Annotated in this window: 16 protein-coding genes; 6 read left to right on the top strand and 10 right to left on the bottom strand. The window is 71.1% G+C overall.

Annotation, left to right across the window (positions count from 1 at the left end):
• Positions 1-278: 278 nt before the first annotated feature.
• Positions 279-1625, bottom strand: a complete 1347-nt coding sequence (locus WMF44_RS06530; RefSeq protein WP_437298254.1) for a DNA topoisomerase IB — start codon at positions 1623-1625, stop codon at positions 279-281.
• Positions 1626-1637: 12 nt separating this feature from the next.
• On the bottom strand, positions 1638-1988 hold the full coding sequence (locus tag WMF44_RS06525; protein WP_437298253.1) for a polyhydroxyalkanoic acid system family protein: 351 nt from the start codon (positions 1986-1988) through the stop codon (positions 1638-1640).
• 284 nt (positions 1989-2272) lie between these two features.
• Between WMF44_RS06525 and WMF44_RS06520 the strand changes: the two genes are divergently transcribed.
• Together WMF44_RS06520 and WMF44_RS06515 are read left to right on the top strand one after the other, a co-directional pair.
• Entirely contained in the window at positions 2273-4237 is a 1965-nt protein-coding gene (locus WMF44_RS06520) for a hypothetical protein (RefSeq protein WP_437298252.1), read from the top strand.
• 321 nt (positions 4238-4558) lie between these two features.
• Complete coding sequence (locus tag WMF44_RS06515) at positions 4559-6085, top strand: amidohydrolase family protein (protein WP_437298251.1); 1527 nt, start codon at positions 4559-4561, stop codon at positions 6083-6085.
• A gap of 123 nt (positions 6086-6208) precedes the next feature.
• Here WMF44_RS06515 and WMF44_RS06510 read toward each other — a convergent pair whose 3' ends face one another.
• The 4 genes from WMF44_RS06510 to WMF44_RS06495 all read right to left on the bottom strand — a co-directional run bounded on the left by WMF44_RS06510 (position 6209) and on the right by WMF44_RS06495 (position 10263).
• Positions 6209-7597, bottom strand: coding sequence for an MATE family efflux transporter (locus WMF44_RS06510; protein WP_437298250.1), 1389 nt, complete (start codon positions 7595-7597; stop codon positions 6209-6211).
• A 55-nt stretch (positions 7598-7652) separates the two neighbouring features.
• On the bottom strand, positions 7653-8261 hold the full coding sequence (locus tag WMF44_RS06505) for a DUF2239 family protein (RefSeq protein ID WP_437298249.1): 609 nt from the start codon (positions 8259-8261) through the stop codon (positions 7653-7655).
• Positions 8262-8416: 155 nt separating this feature from the next.
• Positions 8417-9910 carry a hypothetical protein gene (locus WMF44_RS06500; RefSeq protein WP_437298248.1) on the bottom strand — a complete coding sequence of 498 codons (1494 nt, stop codon included), beginning with the start codon at positions 9908-9910 and terminating at the stop codon, positions 8417-8419.
• Positions 9907-10263, bottom strand: coding sequence for a hypothetical protein (locus tag WMF44_RS06495; protein ID WP_437298247.1), 357 nt, complete (start codon positions 10261-10263; stop codon positions 9907-9909). The genes WMF44_RS06500 and WMF44_RS06495 overlap by 4 nt, the downstream gene beginning before the upstream one ends.
• A gap of 136 nt (positions 10264-10399) precedes the next feature.
• Between WMF44_RS06495 and WMF44_RS06490 the strand changes: the two genes are divergently transcribed.
• The 4 genes from WMF44_RS06490 (at position 10400) to WMF44_RS06475 (ending at position 13286) form a co-directional block, all read left to right on the top strand.
• Positions 10400-10828, top strand: a complete 429-nt coding sequence (locus WMF44_RS06490; protein ID WP_437298246.1) for a hypothetical protein — start codon at positions 10400-10402, stop codon at positions 10826-10828.
• A 14-nt stretch (positions 10829-10842) separates the two neighbouring features.
• Entirely contained in the window at positions 10843-12015 is a 1173-nt protein-coding gene (locus tag WMF44_RS06485; RefSeq protein WP_437298245.1) for a hypothetical protein, read from the top strand.
• A complete protein-coding gene (locus WMF44_RS06480; protein WP_437298244.1) occupies positions 12012-12386 on the top strand; it encodes a hypothetical protein in 375 nt (124 codons plus the stop codon). Before WMF44_RS06485 ends, WMF44_RS06480 begins: the two co-directional genes overlap by 4 nt.
• Before the next feature lie 168 nt (positions 12387-12554).
• Positions 12555-13286: a hypothetical protein gene (locus tag WMF44_RS06475; protein WP_437298243.1), complete on the top strand. Its 732-nt coding sequence runs from the start codon at positions 12555-12557 to the stop codon at positions 13284-13286.
• Between the two features lie 44 nt (positions 13287-13330).
• Here the strand turns inward: WMF44_RS06475 and WMF44_RS06470 are convergent, their stop codons facing one another.
• From WMF44_RS06470 to WMF44_RS06455, 4 genes are all read right to left on the bottom strand, one after another.
• Complete coding sequence (locus WMF44_RS06470) at positions 13331-13990, bottom strand: hypothetical protein (protein WP_437298242.1); 660 nt, start codon at positions 13988-13990, stop codon at positions 13331-13333.
• A gap of 324 nt (positions 13991-14314) precedes the next feature.
• The gene (locus WMF44_RS06465) at positions 14315-14857 is read right to left on the bottom strand and encodes a YkgJ family cysteine cluster protein (RefSeq protein WP_437298241.1); all 543 of its coding nucleotides are present in this window, start codon (positions 14855-14857) and stop codon (positions 14315-14317) included.
• Between the two features lie 83 nt (positions 14858-14940).
• Complete coding sequence (locus WMF44_RS06460; RefSeq protein WP_437298240.1) at positions 14941-16392, bottom strand: FAD-dependent oxidoreductase; 1452 nt, start codon at positions 16390-16392, stop codon at positions 14941-14943.
• Positions 16392-18524 carry a molybdopterin oxidoreductase family protein gene (locus WMF44_RS06455; RefSeq protein WP_437298239.1) on the bottom strand — a complete coding sequence of 711 codons (2133 nt, stop codon included), beginning with the start codon at positions 18522-18524 and terminating at the stop codon, positions 16392-16394. The genes WMF44_RS06460 and WMF44_RS06455 overlap by 1 nt, the downstream gene beginning before the upstream one ends.
• Positions 18525-18623 lie beyond the last annotated feature (99 nt).

The following is an 18623-nucleotide window of genomic DNA, read 5'->3' as shown; positions in this document are numbered from 1 at the left end:
CGCGCCGCGCGCGCTGGTTTCCAAGGAGCTGCGCACAACACGAACCGTACCGCACGCGTACCCGGCGGGAGATCGCGGGCCGCTCGCGACCCCAGCAACAGCGCCCGTCGCGTCCGCGGCACGATGCCACAGCGAGGCGATCACGCTGTGACGCGACGACACGGCAGACCCGTCGGCAACAGCGGGGCGCGGCGCATCCCCGCGCGGCCGCTGCGCGCTCGCCGCGGCGCGGCGCGGCTCAGGCTGCGGCGCTCGTGCGGCGCTCGCCGCGGCGCGGCTCAGGCCGCGGCGCGTCGTTCCCTGGGGGGACGCTTCGCGCTCTTGCCGGCTCGCCGCGCGTTCACCGCGCGCGCCGAGCGCGCGCTCTCGCGGAGGCGGGTCACGAGCGGCACCGCCTCTCGCTCGCCGAAGCCGCGGACGATCCGGAGCATCTTCGCCTCTTCGGGCCTGAGCGCCGCGACCGCCCCGTCCGCGACGGCCTCCTCCGCGTCGATCAGGGACTGCAGGGCGCCCTCCGTGTAGGCGCGGATCACGGCGGGGTGGACGTAACAACGCTGGCAGACCGCGCGTGTGTTGCCCAGGCGGGCGGACACCCTGTCGATCACCTGCGCCACGCGCTTCTTCACCTGGCGGACCGAGCTCGCGATCTCCATCTCGCAGAAGAACGACGCGCACAGCACGGTGCCGGTCCAGGTGCGGAAGTCCTTCGCCGTGAAGTCGTGGCCAGCGACCGAGCGCAGGTACTCGTTCACGTCGTCCGAATGGATCCTTTGCCGCCGGCCCTCGCCGTCGATGTACTGGAACAGCTCGTGGCCGGGCACGTCCTGACAGCGCTTGACGATGCGGGCGAGCCGCCGATCCCGCACCGTCATCGCGTGCGCCTTGCCGCCCTTGCCCCTGAAGTGGAACCTGATGAGACTCCCCTCTATCTCGACGTGCTCGTCGTGGAGCGTGGTGAGTCCATACGAGTCGTTGTCGCGCGCGTACTCGTCGTTTCCTATGCGGATCGACGTCTCGTCGAGCAGGCGCACCACGGCCGCCAGCACCTTCTCGCGCGGCAGGCCAGGCAGCGCGAGATCGCGCTCGCTCGCCGCGCGGATCGCCGGGAGCGCCGCGCCGAACGCGAGCATGCGGTCGTACTTCGTCTCGTCGCGGACCTCGCGCCAGCGCGGGTGATACCGGTACTGCTTCCGGCCGCGCGCGTCCCGCCCTGTCGCCTGGATGTGCCCGCGCTCGCTCCGGCAGATCCACACCTCGGTCCACGCGGGCGGGATCGCGAGGCGGCGGATGCGCGCGAGCGTCGCCTCGTCCTTGACGGGGCGACCGTCGGCGTCGACGTAACGGAAGCCCTTGCCCGCCCCTCGCCTGGAGATCCCCGGCTCACCGTCGTTCACGTACCGGAGCCCGGCCGACTCGGCGGACTCGACCGGTGACGGGGTGAGCTGCTCTGTCCCCGCGAGCTCGCCGTCCGCGCGGGCGAGCTCGACCGTCTCGACGGACTCGACCGACACGCTGACGCGGCGCCGGCGCAGGACGACGCCGCTCGCTGCTCCGCGCCGCTCGCGGCGCGGGGCGCTCCGCGGGCGGCGCCCTTCATGGGGGGTCGTGGCGCTTCCGCTCTTCATGGCGCGGACCGCTCAGAGCGCCTCCTGCGCGACCGCGCTCGGAGCGCGCCGCCGCGCGCGATCGCGGTGCGCGTCATCGATGCACCGCCTCACCTCGGCGTCGATCGCCGCGATCGCCATCCGGTTGAACATGCGCAGCGGCAGCGGCATGTCGATCGCGAAGTCGACGGCCCTGGGCCGGAGCTCGAGCCGCCCGGAGAGCGTGAAGCCCTTGAAGGAGAGGCTGAGATCCGCGCGCCGCTCATCGCTCCAGAAGATGGAGGGAGCGTACTCCGCGTATCGATCACAATACTTCGCCATCGCCCGCAGGACGGCGCACTTCGCTTCTTCGTCGTTCAGGTCGTGATGGACAGTGTGGTTCATGATGACCTCGGGTGATGGCTGGAAGCTGGAAGATCGACTCCAGCGGACCTCCAGCGGCGTCGACGCGCGACGCGCTCGCCAGCGCCGGCGTTCGCGGGGTTAGCAAGCCGGGTGCCTGCCGGGTCCGACGGAGGCCGAGCGCTCGCGGCAAGGCCATTTCCGGGCACGTCCGCGCGAGATCGGGCCCCACCGCGGTCCGCGCATGTCGACGTTCGCCACGAGCGGGGCATATCGCCACGGCCAGCCCTGAGCTCGCCCCCTCGCGCCGCGGCTCAGCTCGCGGCATGGCGCGTGCGATCCATGCGCTCATGCACGCGCTCCTGCCCGAAGCCGCCGCGCTGAAGTCCTCACCTGCGCTCAGCGGGCGGCTCGGGCCACGGGCCAGGAGGGCGCTCAAGGCGCTGTTGATCCTGCCTTTGGCGCTCTGGCTCGGCTACGTCGTCGCCGTGAACGTCATGCTGAGCACGGGGCTCATCGCGAGGCTCGTCAGCGAAAACCCCGTCGACGCCTCGCTCTACTACGGCTCGGCGTGGAGCCTCTGGCCGGGCGTCGTTCACGTGAAAGAGCTCCGGCTCAGCGGCTCCGACAGCGTGCTTCAGTGGGCGGTGGAGCTCGACGAAGCGGACGTCGATATCCACCTGACCGATCTCCTCCGGAAGAAGTTCTATGCGGAGGACATCCGCGCCACGGGCTTCGTGTTCCGGCTGCGGATGCTCGTGGATCCGACGAGCGAGCGCGATCTGGAGGCGCCGCACATCGAGGCGCTGCCGCCCATCCCGGAGTTCGCGAACCCTCCGCTCAAGCCGGAGCTGCCGCCGAAGCACGATCTCGAGAGCTCGGACGAGGGCTACAACCTGTGGACGGTGCACCTGGAAGGCATCGACACGACGCTCAAGGAGGTCTGGATCCAGCAAGTCCGGTATGCCGGCGGCGGTCGCGTGCGGGGAGGGTTCTATTACAAGCCGCTCCGCGCCGTTCGCGTCGGGCCCGTCGCGCTCGAGCTCCGGTCGGGCGAGATCCACGTCGCCGATCGCGTCGTCGCGCGGCTCGACGCCGACGCCGACGTGACGATGAGCACGTTCGATCCGCGGGACGTCGACGGGCTCGACGTCCTCGAAACCGCCTGGGCGCGCGTCCGCCTCGACGCGCAGCTGCCGGGGCTCGATTTCATCCCTCTTCCCGCGGGCGATGGCGCCGGACCCCGGCTCGACGACGGGAGCGGAGAGCTCCGGACGAACCTCGTCGTGAACCGGGGGAGCGTCGAGCCGGGCAGCACCGTGTCCTACGAGACGAGCCACCTCGTGGCCTCCACCGCGTCGCTCCGCGCGACCGCCGAGGCGCGCGCGGCGCTCCGCGTCGACGAGCGCGGAGCGGCGCGCCTCGCCGTGACGCTGCCCCGCGCGACGCTCGAGCGCCCGGGAAGCGGGCTGCCGCCCATCGTCGTGGAGAGGGCGAGCGCCGCCTTCGACGCGCCGGAGCTCCACCTCCTGCGGCTCCAGCCGGGGTTCGCGTCGAAGGTGGATGTCGTCGCCGCGGCCATCCCGGACCTGCGCTGGCTGAACGCCGAGGGCGCCGCGCCGGACGCGCCGCGGTTCACCGGCGGCGCAGCCTTCCTGCGGAGCAGCCTGGAGGTGGACCCGCTGGGCCGGGGGACGGGCTCGCTGAACCTGCTGTTGAAGCACGGCGCCCTGCAGTGGAAACGGACGAGGGTGAAGGGCGACGTGGCGGCGCGCATGACGCTCGACGCGGCGAACGTCTTGAATCAGGCAGCCAGGCTGCGGAAGGGCCGCATCGACATCGAGGACCTCGCGATCGAGCACGAGGGCGAGGCGCTCCCTGGCTGGTGGGCGCACATCGACATCGAGGACGCCGAGGTGAAGCGGGGGCTCATGGAGGCGGCGATCCGGGTGGAATGCAAGGACGCGCGGCCGGCCGTGATGCTGCTCGACGCCGAGGATGCCATTCCCGGCTGGGCCGCGGGGCTGCTCACGATGGAGGGGCTCAAGGCATCCGCGAGGGTGAGGCGCGCGGACGACGGCGTCGATTTCAGGCTGCTGGAGGCAAAGGGGGGCGATCTCGCGATCCGCGGGCGGCTCACGAAGTCCGACGGGCAGACCCCCAGGGGGGCGTTCCTCGTGAAGAGCGGGCTGCTCTCGGTGGGGATCGCGCTCGAGCAGGACGGGGCCGGCGTGCACCCCCTCGCCGGAGACGGCTGGGTCAACGAGAAGATGACCGCGCTGGGCAGGTGATCTCGCCGCGACCGCATCATCACACTCGATACGCCTCTGTAGTCATTACCGGGAGATTCGCTGTGTAATACGGCATCTCGGGTGAAATTCTCCATCCGGCCTTCCAGCGCGATGCCGTGCGACCGTGCAACCGTGCGACCGTACAACGGCACAAGGCGCACGACCTCCGCGCTGCATCGCATCGTATCTCACGAGGCTCGACCCTGGCTTCCGCACCGGGTTAGTCTCTGCTTTGCTCAGCCCACCAGAACGCAGCGGTCGGTGTCTCGAGAGGCGGACGCACGACAGAAGGACGCGTGAGCTGAGCAGGAGGAACTCAGTATGTGCCAGAAGCTCTGTGGAAACGACTCGAACCACGACGGAGAGCCGGGCGAGGCGGGCTCGTCTCGTCGCCGGTTTCTCGCGGCGGGAGCTTCAGCGCTCGGTGCTGCGGCGGCCTTGTCGACGCCCGCGGCGGCGAGGGGAAGGTCGGAGCACGAGGATGACATGCCGCACGGGACCGGCGCCCCGCACCGGCGTTACATCCTGAGGGGCGGCGCCGTGCTCAGCATGGATCCGAACGTGGGGGACTTCGCCCGCGGCGACGTGCTCGTGCAGGGCAAGAAGATCATCGCGGTCGGGCCGCACCTGCACGCGCCAGGCGCGGAGATCATCGACGCGACGGGCACGATCGTGATGCCGGGGTTCGTCGACACCCATCACCACCAGTACCAGACCGCGCTGCGGAGCTTCCTCTCGGACGGCCTCCTGGCCAACGACGGGCTGCCGCACGGCGAGAAGAACTACCTCGACACCATCCACTTCACCATCACGCCGGTCTTCCGGCCGCAGGACGCCTTCCTCGCCATACTCGCCTCCTCGCTCAGCCAGCTGGATGCCGGGGTGACGACGGTCGTCGACACGTCCCAGGTGGGCCACACGCCGGAGCACACCGATGCCGTCATCCGTGGGCTGCAGGATTCGGGCCGCCGCGCGCTCTTCGTGTATTCGCCGGGCGCGGGCCCCGGCAACATCTTCCCGAACGATCTCGATCGGATCCAGAGCCAGTACTTCTCCTCGACCGACCAGCTCCTGACCCTGGCCATGGGCGGGGAGGTGTTCGACCCCGCGTGGCGCGATACCTGGGCGATCGGGCGCCAGCACGGCCTGCCCATCGTGACGCACCTCGTCGGCAGCATCGGCCAGGGGACGCTCATCGAGCAGATCGAGAGCGAGGGCCTGATGGGGCCAGATCTCGAGTTCATCCACGCCAGCGCCATCTCGGAGGCCTCCTGGCAGGCGATCGCCGATTCGGGCGCGAACGTCTCGATCGCGGCCCCGATCGAGATGACCATGAGGCACGGCATGCCGCCTATCCAGGCCGCGCTCGATCATGGCGTCCAGCCCGCGCTGAGCACCGACGTCGAGTGCACCATGACCGCGGACTTCTTCACCCAGATGCGGACCGTCTTCACGCTTCAGCGGGCGCTCATCAACGAACGCGCGCTGGCCGGGGAGACGGATCTGCCCGAGCTCCTCACGTGCCGCGATGTCATCCGCCTGGCCACGGTCGAGGGGGCCCGGGTGGCCGGTCTCTCCCACAAGGTCGGCACGCTGACTCCGGGCAAGGAGGCCGACATCCTCCTGCTGCGAGCGGATGCCATCAATGTGGCGCCGCTCAACAACGTACCGGGGGCCGTGGTGACGTTGATGGACCGCAGCAACGTGGACACGGTCATCGTCGCGGGGAGCATCCGGAAATGGCGAGGCAAGCTCGTCGGCGTGAACTTTGGCGGGCTCCGCGCCGGCCTCGAGGCGTCCAGGGACTACCTCCTCGACGCGGCCGGAGTCGAGCGCGTGCTCTTCTGAGGCGGTAGCCGCGAGCCTTCTCGCGAACGGCGATACGCCATCCACGGCCTCGGCAGCTACATCCTCTCGAACCTCGCGCGCTTCGTGCCGCGCGCCATGGCGGCGCGCCCCCCCGGCGGCGCGTCACTGCGACACGGGCACCTTGAGGGCGAGCTCGCGCCGCAGCAGGATCTGCTGGAGCCCGAGCTGGCCGAGCGTGGTGGCGACCGAGACGAGCCAGATGGTGTGCATGCGGAAGCCGGGCCGCGCGCTCAGGACGAGCACGGGGAGGACGAACGCGACCGCGCGCGCCCCCGAGGCGGCGAGCGAAGGCCAGGTGTTGCCGAGGCCTTGAAAGACGCCGGCGCAGACGAACACGATGCCGCTCGCGAAGTAACCCCAGGAGGTCACCTGGAGGTAGTCGACGCCGGCCGCGACGACGTCTGGCGCGGGCGAGAAGAGCGCGACGAGCTGCGCGGGGAAGACCTGGCAGACCAGGGTGAAGAAGAGCATGAACCCGAGCACGAGCTTCACGCTCTCGAGCGCGGTCTCGCGGACGCGAGCGTAGGCGCGGGAGCCGTAGTTCTGGCCGACGACCGCCGCAGCGGAGAAGCTGATCGCCACGGCAGGCATGAAGCCGGCCTGCATCAGCCGCAGACCGATGCCGAACCCGGCCTGCGCCTCCGAGCCGAAGGGGCGCGTGACCACGTAGATCACGCCCATGGTGACGGCCAGCAACAAGAACTCCGCGCCCGAGGGCAAGCCGATGGCCACCAGCCTTCGCCATGTGGCGAGGTCAGGCTGCCAGTCGGCGAGGCGGAGGCGAAGGAAGGTCTTGCCGCGCAGCAGATAGACGGCGAGCCCCACGACGGCGGCCGCGGTCGCGAGGAGCGTGGCGAGGGCCGCGCCGAACACGCCGAGCGGGCGCCCCGATACCCAGCCGAAGACGAGGAAGGGCGCGAGGACCATGTTGAGCAGCACGCTCGCGGTCTGGGCCACGAGCCCCGGCTTCATGTCGCCGATGCCGCGCAGGGCCGAGCCGAGCCCCACCATCGTGAACTGCAGCGCGAGCGCCGGAATGAACGCGAGCAGAAAGCTGCTCGCGAGCTCGGCGGTCATGGCGTCTCCCGAGAGCCTCTCGGCGTACGTGCGGTGAAGCGCGAGGCCGAGCACGAGAAAGACGGCGCCCGCCCACGTGGCGAGGCTCTGCACCTGGTTGAACAGGCGCTGCACCTCGCCGTGCTCCTTTCTCCCGGCCGCCTGCGAGACGAGCGCCACGCAGCCGACCGAGAGCATCTGCGTCGCGGCCAGGGAGACGAACATCAGGTTGCTGGAGACCGCCACGGCGGCGACGGCCTCCTTCCCGAGGCGACCCACCCAGTAGATGTCGATCAGGCCATAGAGGGTCTGGATCGCCATGCCGGCCAGGATGAACAGCATGACGCGCACGACGTGCGCGCGCGGCTTGCCCTGCGTCATGTCGTGCACGCCGCGCGGCGCGGACGGCGCTTCGACTTCGATGTTGGTGTCCATATATTTTACCGGGTAGTATCTGACCGTCTCGTGGATGGCGGCTCGGCGGCCACGGCTACCTTGTTCGCCGCGGTTTGCCCTCGCGCGCTTCAGGGAAGGCCCCGCCCTCGCGCAGGAGCTCGTTCAGGTGCTCTCGCACGTCCGCGGGCCAGGCGCGGGTGAGCTCCGTGAAGCGCCGCTTGTCCGAAGCGAAGAGCGCGCGCGACGCCTCCTCGAACAGGGGCAGGTCGCCAGCCATGACCCACATGAAGCGGCTGGCGGCGGCGCGGGCCTCCCGGGCGCGGTCCTCGTCCGGGGCGCGCTTGCTGGCCTCCTCGACCAGCCTGCGGAGCGCGGCCGAGATCCCCTGCGGCTGGCGCTCGAGCCACGCCCAGTGGCGGGGCAGGAGCGACACCTCGCGCGAGACGACCCCGAGCTTCGGGCGCCCGGGGCCCGCCCTGGCCGGGCGCTCCGGCCTGGCGCGCGAGAGGACCTGATCGAGGGTGCCCCGGAGGTCGAAGTCGACCTGCTTCCCCGAGGCGTCCTCGAAGATCAGGAGCCGGAGCTCCGGATCCGCGTCGAGCCGCCGCTTGGCCTCGCGCAGCGTCTCCTCCAGCGTGCCGCGGACGACGCGCTCGGCGCCGGCGAAGGCGGTGAACGTCGGCAACGTCGGCGGATCGCTCATGACGGCGATAATATTACCCGGGTATATTCTCTTGGCAAGGGCCAGGCGGGCGAGCTCGTTCGCGACGGCTCGCCACCGCGGATCGGTCCTCGGGGGACGCGGCGATGGCTCTGCGTGTCATGATTGCGGCCAGGGAGCGCTGCCCCCGTCGGTGCTCACCAAGGCCAGTCGACGTCGAGGTTCTCGGGGTTGCCTTGGCCGACGGATCCGCCCACCGTGTTCTCCGCCTCCTCCCAGCTGTCGGAGTCGCCTGCGTTGGTGTGGCCGACGGATCCGCCCACCGGGTTCTCCGCCTCCTCCCAGCTGTCGAAGTCGCCTGCGTTGGTGTGGCCGACGAATCCGCCCCCGTGTTCCTCGACCTCGTCCCAGCTGTCGAAGTCAACGTGGCGGTGCCCGGCCTGCTGGGACCCACCGAATTCGTGGTCGGGCTGCTGCCAAGCTGCCGATGCCGTCGCTGCCGGCTTCGCTTTCGCGGCCTCGATCCTCTCCTGGTGGTCGTACCTCACCTGCATCATCTGCGCTCGCAGCCGGGGAGCCAGATGCGTCAGCTCGACGACCGTGTGCTTCTCGCGGATGTCCTTGGCTCCCTGCTGGTAGTGCTCATCCAGGGCGCGCTCGAGAGCAGCGTCGGGTTTGGGCGGCTTCGCGCCCTTCAGGGCCGCATCCAGCTCCGTGAGCGCGTGTCGGCGGTAATCGAACGCGCCCTCTGCAGCCTCCTCGTCGCTCTCGGGCACGTCGAGCGCGTCGAAGCTGAGCGTGACGCCGTCGCCCAGCGTCCGTCGAAGCCACTCCATCGTGCTGCCCACCGTGCAGCACAAGGGCAGGCCGCCGCCGGTCCATCCGTCCGCGCCCGCCTCCTCGCTGCCATAATTGTTGAGGAGAACCGGCCGCCCCTGGCTGTCCACCCAGATGCCGCCCGACTCGCCGGCCACCGAGACGGGGTTCGGGCTCTTCAGGACGGCGACGTTGACGAAGCGCGCATAGAGATTGCCGCCGAAGGAACACTGTCTACGTTCGTCGACGAAATCGAACGTGCCGCAGACGAGCCCCCTCCCGGTCCACATGCTCAGCACCTCGCCCTTCTCCAGCGGTTCCTGATCGAGATCCCGGACGGGCCCTCGGACGAGGGGGTGGGCCTCGACCTTGGTGCCGGGGACGAGCTGGGCCAAGCCCACATCATACAAGTTCCCCCCCTTGCGCGTGATCCTCGAGTACTGCCGGGTCCAGGCGACGATGGTCTCGCCGGACACCACCGCCAGGGAGCCCTCGCTGTCGTCGAGCCCTGAACCCGCTCCGAACACGTGGGCGTTGCTCACGATGAAGAACTTGCCGCCGTAGCGCACGCAGGCGCCGAGCGTGCCTTCCTCGAACCCGAGCCGGCCTTCGGCGGTCTTGGCGACCGAGATCGCCTGACCGAGCTGGACGCGTGGCCTCTGCCAATCATCGCGGGCGACGCTCTGCGCCAGCGCCTGCCTACAGGAGATCGAGGTCTGGCCGAGCTTGGGGCTCGTGGCGATCTTCAAGACCCATTCCGGGGTCACGACGGTATCGAGGTAGCGTTGGAGATTGTCGTCACCCGCCGCGGCCCAGCTCGCGATCACCGCGGTCCACCGCGACAGGCGCCGTTCCCCCGAGCCCTCGTTGTTCACGCTCGTTGCCTCCGCGAGCGTGTGGCGGCGTCGAGCAGCCTGCCCACCCGCGCGCGCTCGTCCCCCCCGCCGCTCAGGCACCGGGACGCCCACGGAAGCTTCGGGTCCGAATCGAACGCCGGCCCGAACACGAACATCAGCTGCACGAACACCCGCACTCCGGCTTCGCTCTCGATGCGGTACGACCGCGCCCGCCCAATCCCGTATCGGATCGCCTCCCGCACCCCCTCCTCGCCCAGGGCGCCGAACTGCCGAGGCAAGTGCTCGCGGAAGTGCGCTGAGAGCTCGCCGACGAAGCGATCGACCGCTATCTGCGCGAACATCGCCGACTGGCGGCGCCGGATCGTGAGCATCGCGCGGAGACTATCCCGCCCGCCTGCTGCTGTCACCACGCCCGAGCGGCAACTAACGGCAACTAACGGCAACTAACGAGCGTAGATCGGCGGCACCGCTCTTGAAGTTTTCCGGAGAAAAGCAGAGAGTGGCGGGATGATGAAGCCCTCGTGCCTCGTGGCGATCGCCGCCTTGCTCGCAGCGCCGCTCGTCACCTCTTCAGCGCGGGCGGACATCCCGCCGCCCGACGCGTGCGACACGCCGGGATCGAGCTGTAACAACGCAGGGCCCGAGGGCAACGGGCCTGGCACGTGCACGAAGCAGAAGTGCCAGCGAACGCTGCCGGGCGAGGACGGCGGCTTCACCACGATGGAATACGACTGCAATCTGTGCATTTCCTCGGGCGGGAGCTCGACGTCGACCTCGGGCGCGGGCTCGGCGTCGGCCGGCAGCGCGGGCGCGGACAAGGCGTCATCGGACGACGGCGGCTGCGCCATGAGCGGCGCCGCCTCGGGCGGCGCGATGGCGGGGCTGATGCTGCTCTGCGGCGCCGCGGCGCTCGTGACCGCCCGCCGGCGCCGCTGAACCGGGCGTCGACCGTGGGTGCGCCCGGTCCTCCGCCCGCGAGCGTGGCCCGCCTGCTCGAGCGCGGCGTCGCGCCGCTCGACGGCGCGCGGCGGCGCCTCTTCGGCCTGCTCCGCCGGAGCGAGCTCGCGATCGCTGTCGTGGCGCGCCCCGATCGCAGGATAGCCACCGTCGCCGCGGCCAACGCGCTCGGCGCCTTCACCATGGCGGTCTTTGCGCCGAGCGCGCTGCTCGTGCTCGGGCCCGTCCTGCTCGGCGTCCTGCACGTCGCGGCCGACGTGCGCTACCTCGTGCTGCGGCGCGGGCTGCCGTCGTGGTGGCGCGGCGTCGTCTGGGCGGCCTGCGCCGCGCTCCTGGGGCTGCGGGGCGCCCAGGAGCTCTTCGGCTCGGCCGCGGCGCTGCTCCGCGCCGAGCACGCTTTGCTCGCCGTCTGGCTCGGCGCCGCGGTCGTCGCCGGCGCGCTCGCGTCGCGCGCGTGGCGGCGCGCCGCGCTGGCCGCCGCCGCCGCCGTGGCGCTGTCGGCGGCGGCGCTCGCCGCGCCGCGCGGCTTCCGGCTCGTCCTCGCGCACGCGCACAACCTGGTCGCGCTCGCGCTGTGGCTCGCGCTCTTCCGCCGCCGGGCGCGCGCGGTCGCCTGGCCGCTCGGGCTCGTGCTGGCCGGGACCGCGCTCCTCGCGGGCGGGGCGATGACCTCGCTCACCCTGCGCGCGGGGTGGCTGGACGCCTTCGGGCTGCACCTCTTCCTGGCGAGCGACTGGCTCGCTCCCGGGCTGCCGACCCGCTCCGCGGTCGCGCTCACCGCATGTTATGCGTTCCTGCAGTCCGTCCATTACGCGGTCTGGCTGCTGCTCATTCCCCAGGAAGATCACCTGGGCCAGCGGACAACCACCTTCCGCATGTCCGCGCGCTCGCTCCGGCGCGACTTCGGGGACGCAGGGCTCGCCGCTGTGGCGGTCCTCGCCGGCCTGGTGCTGCTCGGCGCCCTGCGCGGCGCGCTCGGCGCGCGCAACCTGGTGCTCTCGCTCGCCTCCTTCCACGGGTACCTGGAGCTCGCGCTGCTCGCGTACTTCTATGTCCGCGGCGACGTCGGCCGGCGCGCCGCGGAGGCGCGCCAGGAGCGGTCCGGGCGCGCGCGCGGGGTGGACCGCGGCGGGCCGGAGATCGCCGCGCAGCCGGCCGCGCCATGAGCCGCGTCTTCACCGATCCGCTGGTGGCCGCCTGGGCGCGCGCGTTCGCGTTCACGCTGCTCATCGAGCTCGCCGTCGCCTCACCGCTGCTCGGCGCGGCGGAGCGGTCACGAGCCCGCCGCGCCGCGCTCGTCGTCGTCGCCAACCTCGCGAGTCACCCGGCGGTGTGGTTCATCTTCCCCGCGCTCGCGATCGGCGCCACGGCGCGACTGGCCCTCTCGGAGCTCTGGGCGGTGATGCTCGAGCTCGGCGTCTACCGGCTCGCGCTGCGCGAGCTGCCTGCCACGCAGGCCATCGCGGCCTCGGCGCTCGCGAACGGCGCGTCGCTCGGGCTCGGGCTGCTCCTGCGCGCCACGACCGGCTGGGTGTGAGCGGGCCGCGGAGCGCCGCTCCGCCGGCTCCGGAGCGACACCACCGCGGACAGCGCCCCTGCGGGCGGGCTCGTCCGGCGCGAGCGAGACGCGACATCGCTCGTTCGCCGACAGCGTGGGTGTTCGTCTCACGCAGCGCGGACGGCTCCGCTGCGCTATGACTGCGGGATGTTCGGTCCAGGGCGCCCTCAGTACCCTCCCCAGCAGCCGCCTCAGTACCCTCCGCAACCGCCGCATCACTACCCTCCGCAGCCGCCGCCTTACTACCCTCCACCGCCGCCGCAGCGCCCGAAGTCAGGCCTGTCGCCGCTCGTGATCGTGCTCATCGTCCTCGGCGGGCTTTTCGCGCTGGGCGTGGGCGCCATCTTCGTGATCGGCGGCGCGGTGTACCTGGTGGCGAGCGCCTCGCCGGAGCAAACCGTCGTCGAGACCACGCCTTCCGGCGTGTCGACCGCCGGCGGCGTCTCGCCCGTGGTGCCCACGTCGACGAGCACCCCGCTTCGCCCCGACCAGGAGGCCGGCGAGGCGGCGGGCAAAGACCCGTCGACCGGCGACCGCGCCGCGGGCGAGGCGCCGTCGCCTGCTGCCGACGACGAGACGGGTGAGGCGCCGGCGCCTCTGTCGACAGCGGCGCGGACGCCCGCCTCCCCGAGCGAGGGCTCCTCGAATGGAAGCCCGAGCAACGGAGGCGCGGCGGGCGGGACGTCCTGGTGGTGTACGGCGAGCGCGTCCGTGCGCGTCTGCGGCTTCGCGGGCGCGTGCAACTATCAGATGGTGTTCGGCAACGGCTCGGCGAAAGACCGCTTCATGGCGTCGCAGCAAGCGAAGAGGTCGTGCGAGGCGAGCGCCCGCGCCAAGGGCGCCACGGCCTTCTGCGTCGTGCAGTGCAGCCCTCGCTGACGGGCGATGACGTCGCTCGCTCCGCTCCGCTCCCCTCGCCAGCGCTAATAACCGCCGCTGCCGCCGACCCCCGCCGCGCTGTATCCAGAGCTGTAGTCGCCGCCGCCCGCGCCCCCGACTCCGACCGCAGTCACGTTTCCGCCGTAGTAGTAGTCGTCCGGATCTTCGTAGACGCTGACGCCGAGGTTCACCTTGCCGTTGAGCCACAGCTCGCTGCTCCCGATACCGAACGCATACTCGGCCCAGGTCGTCGAACGCGGCGAGACGTACACGTAGACCCGTTGCGGCGATAGCAGCGTGGCCTCCACGTTCGGATCCGTCACCGTGCCGTCCTCGACCTTCTCGAAGTGCCAGCCCGGAAGGAGCGTGACGCTGTACCCTCCCTGCTCCAGATCGACGAGGAGGGAGCTCTCGTTCGGATCCTGATCCTCGCTGCTGACCGTCACCACGGTTCCGTAGCCACCACCGACAGCCATGGCCGAGGTATTCTCGTCTTCGTAGTAGTAATAACCGTTCGAGATCTCGAACGTGGCGTCGCGGAGCCGATACCGCGCTCCAGACGGCGCATCGGCCGCGAGCGGCAAGCTGATCGAGCCGACGTCCGGCCCGCGATCGGCCCCCTGCGAGCCGCAACCGCTGAGCAAGGCCGCGAACACCACGCCAGCCGCCGCCACCGACCCAAACCCTCTGATCGTCTTGGTCATTCTATCCTCCAGATAAGCTGCCCCTCCCGGATCGACGGCGGCGTGTGCCATGACCTGCTACCGGTCCAGAGTGGGCCACCACCTAAAAGCAACCCGCGGGCCAACCTGGATTTGCCAAAAATTCGGGGAACTATCGGGAGCCACCAAGGACCCGGCCAAAGTGTGTCAGCCATAATGGGCCAACATGAGCCTGCACCACCGTCCGCCATGTGCCACGTCCAACGCGCACAGCCGAGCGCGGGGGCGTGGGGGCGTGGGGGCGCTGAGGGCGTTCGCTCAGCCGAACCCGATCTGCCCGTCATCAGGCCGGCGGCTCGGCGGCAGCTACCCCTCGCCCGAGAGCACCGCGGCGATCGCGACGCGCTGCCCTCGCGGCTGCCCCGCCGCGTCGGCGTGCGCCATGTCGAGGGCGGCCAGCACCGTCGACAGCGTCGTCTGGTCCAGGACCGACGACGCCTCGACGGCGTGGAGGTCTTCTCCCACGAAGTTCTTCGGGCAAGCGTCGATGACCGGCAGCGCGCGCTCGCTGGCCGGCGCGAACCGGATGGGCAGGCCGTGCGTGCGGCAGATGAGCGGCCGCGCCGCATAAAGCGCGCACCTCCCCTCCCCGTCGAGCGCCGGGCACACGCCCGGATCGCCCGCCCGCGCGCGCTCGGCCAGCGCCTCGCGGTCGGCCTCCGGGAGCGCCGCGAGCGCCTCGCGGATCGCGTCGGCCTCGATCGACGTCACCGAGAACCGCCGCCGGCAGCAGTCGCTGCACCCGGTGCGGCAGGCCATCCGCTCGCCGTGGCGGGCGCTCGCGCTCGCGAAGAACGCGTCGACCTTGGTGAAGAGCTCGTGGAGGCGCTCGCGCGGCGTGCGGTGCATGCGCCGCGGTCTATAGCGGGGCGGATCCTCGTGCGCCAAGGGCGCCTCCGCGCCGCTCGGCTCCCCGCGGCGTGTTTTCCACGTTATCCGACGGCCACGGCGCGGCCGCCGGCGACCTCCGGCGAGGGCGCGTGCCGGGCCACGAGCTGGGCGACCTCGCCGCGGCAGGAGCCGCACCCCGTCCCCGCCCTGGTCGCGGCGCACGCCGCCTCGAGCGAGCAGGCGCCGCCCTCGATGGCCTCCCGGAGGGTCGCCTCGCTGACCTTGTGACAGGTGCAGACGACGCGCTCGGCCTGCGCCGCCGGTCCCGCGCCGCCGCCGGCGCAGAGCGCCTCCAGCGGATCGGCGGGCAGCGGATCGTTGCGATCGAAGAGCTGCACGAGCGTGGCCGCGGCCGCGGTGTTGCCGACGAACTGGGCGCCCAACAATCGCCCGTCGCGGATGATCAGCTTCCGGTACGTGCTCTTCCGCGTCTCCACGACCTGGAGCACGTCGTCGCTCTCGAGCTCCGGCTCGGTGCTGCCCATCGAGGTGACGTCGACGCCCGCCACCTTCAGCCGCGTGTACAGCTTCGTGCCGCGGTAGCGCGCCTGCGGGTTCGCGCCCGTCAGGACGTCGGCGAGGACGGCGGCCTGCTCCCAGATGGGCGTCACGATGCCATAGAGCCTGCCGCGGTGCTCCGCGCACTCGCCGATCGCGTAGATGCCGGGCACCTGGGTGGCCATCGTGTCGTTGACGACGATGCCCTTGTTGATGGGCAGGTTGGAGGCGCGCGCGACGTCGACGCGAGGCCGGACGCCGCACGCGAGGACGACCATGTCGGCCGGCAGGACGCTGCCGTCGTCGAGGCGACAGCCCTCGACCGCCTCCTCCCCGCAGATGGCCTCGACGGTGCGCCCGGTGCGGACGAAGATGCCGCAGCGCTCGATGTGCTGCTCGAGCATGTCGCCGCCCATCTGATCGAGCTGCGCGTTCATGAGGCTCTTCGCGACGTGGATGACGGTCACGTGGAGGCCCATGTCGCTCAGCACCTTGGCCGCCTCGAGGCCGAGGAGCCCGCCGCCGACAACGATGGCGTTGTCCCCCGCCCGCGCGCAGCCGCGCATCCGGACGCAATCGTCCATCGTCCTGTACACGAAGACGCCCGGCCGCAGATCGCCGTCCGAGGTCGTCATGCCCTCGAGCGGCGGGACGAGCGGCTGGCTGCCGGTCGCGAGCACGGCGACGTCGTATCGGTGGCGCGCGCCGTCCGCCGCCACGACCGCCCTCGACGCGGTGTCGATCCGCGCCACGGAGGTGCCGCTGACGAGCCGCACCCCGTTCCGCTCGTACCAGGCGGGGGGCTTCGTGACGATGGAGTCGGGCGCCTCCCCTGCGAGCACCTTGCTGAGCAGGACGCGGTTGTAGGCGCCGCCCCGCTCCTCGCCGAAGACGGTGATGTCGTAGCGGTCCCTGGCGCCGCGCGACATCAGCTCGTCGAGCAGGCGGCACGCCGCGTTGCCGTTGCCAACGATGACAAGGTCCTTCCTTCGCATCAGTTCGACTCCGAGACCCGGCGCGCCCTGACGGCGCACACCTTGAACTCCGGCATCCGGCTGGTCGGGTCCAGCGCCGGCACGGTGAGGACATTGGCGGCCTTCCTGCCGCCCCAGTGAAACGGAGCAAAGAGCGTGTCCGGCCGGATCGAAGGCACGACCGCGACCCGGAAGGTGACCGCCCCTCGCCGGCTCTCGACGAGCAGACAGTCGCCCTCGACGACGCCGAGGCGCGCCGCCAGCCTGGGGTGGACCTCGACCTTCGGCTCGGGCCTGGCCTCTTCGAGCTTGGAGACCCGGCGCGTCTGGGCGCCGGAGTTGTAGTGTTCCTTGTAGCGGCCCGTCGTGAAGTAGAATGGATAGGCGTCGTCGGGGAGCTCGGCGGCGGGGCGGTGGTGGACCGCGTGGAACCGCGCCCGGCCGTTCGGGTGGTGGAACCGCTCGGCGAAGAGGCGCGGAGTCCCCGGGTGCTCGACCGACGGACACGGCCAGAAGACGCCTCGGTGCCGGCGTATCTTGTCGTAGGTGATGCCGCTGTAGTCCGCCCTGGCGCCCGCTGTCGCCCGGCGCAGCTCGTCGAACACCTGCTCCGCGGACGTGTACTGGAAGTGCCTGCCCGCGCCGAGGCGGCGCGCGAGCTCGCAGAAGATCTCGATATCGGTCTTCACCTCGGGGGGCGCGGGGCGGACCTTCTGCCGCAGGATCACCCGCCCTTCGAGGTTCGTCATCGTCCCCTCCTCCTCGGCGAACTGGGCGACCGGGAGGAGGACGTGGGCGTCCCGGGCCGTCTCGTTGGCGAAGGCGTCACAGACAACGAGCAGATCGAGCGAGGCGAGCCGCCGCTCGACGTTGAGCGCGTTCGGCGACGCGACAGCCACGTTGGACCCGAACACGAGGAGCGCGCGGATCCCCCCGTCGGGGCCGAGCGCGTCGAGCAGCTCGTAGGCGCTCTTCCCCTTGGCCGGCAGCTCGGCGGGGTCGATGCCCCAGACGCGGGCGATGGCCGCCCGGTGCTCGGCGTCCTCGATATGCCGGTAGCCCGGGAGCTGATCGGCCTTCTGGCCGTGCTCGCGGCCGCCCTGGCCGTTGCCCTGTCCGGTGAGGCAGCCATAGCCGCTGTACGGCTTGCCCACCTTGCCGAGCGCGAGCATCAGGTTGATGAAGGAGAGCACGGTGTCTGACCCCTTCGACTGCTGCTCCGGCCCGCGGCCGGAGAGCAGCATGCTGCTCGGCGCCTCGGCGAGCATCCGCACGGCCTTGAGCTGATCCTGCGTGGAGACCCCGGTCAGCCGCTCGACGTGCGCCGGGTGGTACGAGAGGACCGCGCGCCGGAGATCGTCGAAGCCGTCGGTGCGCGCGGCGATGTACGCCGTGTCGACGAGCTTCTCCTCGAGGGCGAGGTAGAGCAGGCCGTTGGCGAGCGCCAGGTCGGACCCGGGCGTGGGCTGGAGGTGGAGCGCCGCGGCGCGCGCCGTGTCGGTGCGCCGCGGGTCGACGACGATGAGCGCGCCACCGCTATCGCGCTGCGCGAAGATCCATTGCATGATCGGCGGCAGGGTCTCCGCGCAGTTCGCGCCCCAGAGGAGGAGCGCCTTGGTCTGGGCGATATCGGACACGGGGAACGGCAGGCCGCGGTCGATGCCAAACGCCTTGTTCTGCCCCGCGGCCGCCGAGGACATGCAATAGCGGCCGTTGTAATCGACGTTCGGCGACTGGAGGGCGAGGCGGACGAATTTGCCGAGGAGGTAGGTCTTCTCGTTCGTCAGGGCGCCGCTGCCGAACGCGGCCAGCGCCGCGGGGCCGTGGAGCTCGCGCAGCCGGAGGAGCCGCTCCGCGACGAAATCGAGCGCCGTGTCCCAGCGCGCCGGAAGGAGGCGGCCGGCGCGCCCGCGGATCTTCGGCACCGTCAGCCGCTCGGGGTGATCGAGCAGCGCCGCGGAGGTGAACCCCTTGATGCACATCTGCCCGCGGTTGACGGGGAAATCGTCGTCCGGTCGGACGTCGATCGCCCCCGCGTGGTCCGCGCGATCCGTCATGACCACGCCGCACTGGAAGGCGCAGTAAGGACAGTGGGTGTGCGTTGTCGTCTCGGAGGTGACGATCTTGAGCCGGAGGGAAGAGCGCGGTGCCATGGAGTCGCGTCAGCCCCCCTCACCGAGCGCGTCGAGGAGGCTCTCCCTGGTGTAGCAATCGCTCTGTTTCGAGCGTATTTCTCAGGAATGTGCGGGCAG

Origin of the sequence: Sorangium sp. So ce426, assembly GCF_051475585.1 — a bacterium.
GTDB lineage: Bacteria > Myxococcota_A > Polyangia > Polyangiales > Polyangiaceae > Sorangium > Sorangium cellulosum_B.
Note: the sequence above shows the minus strand (reverse complement) of the source record. Positions and strands in the feature narration are given on the sequence as shown.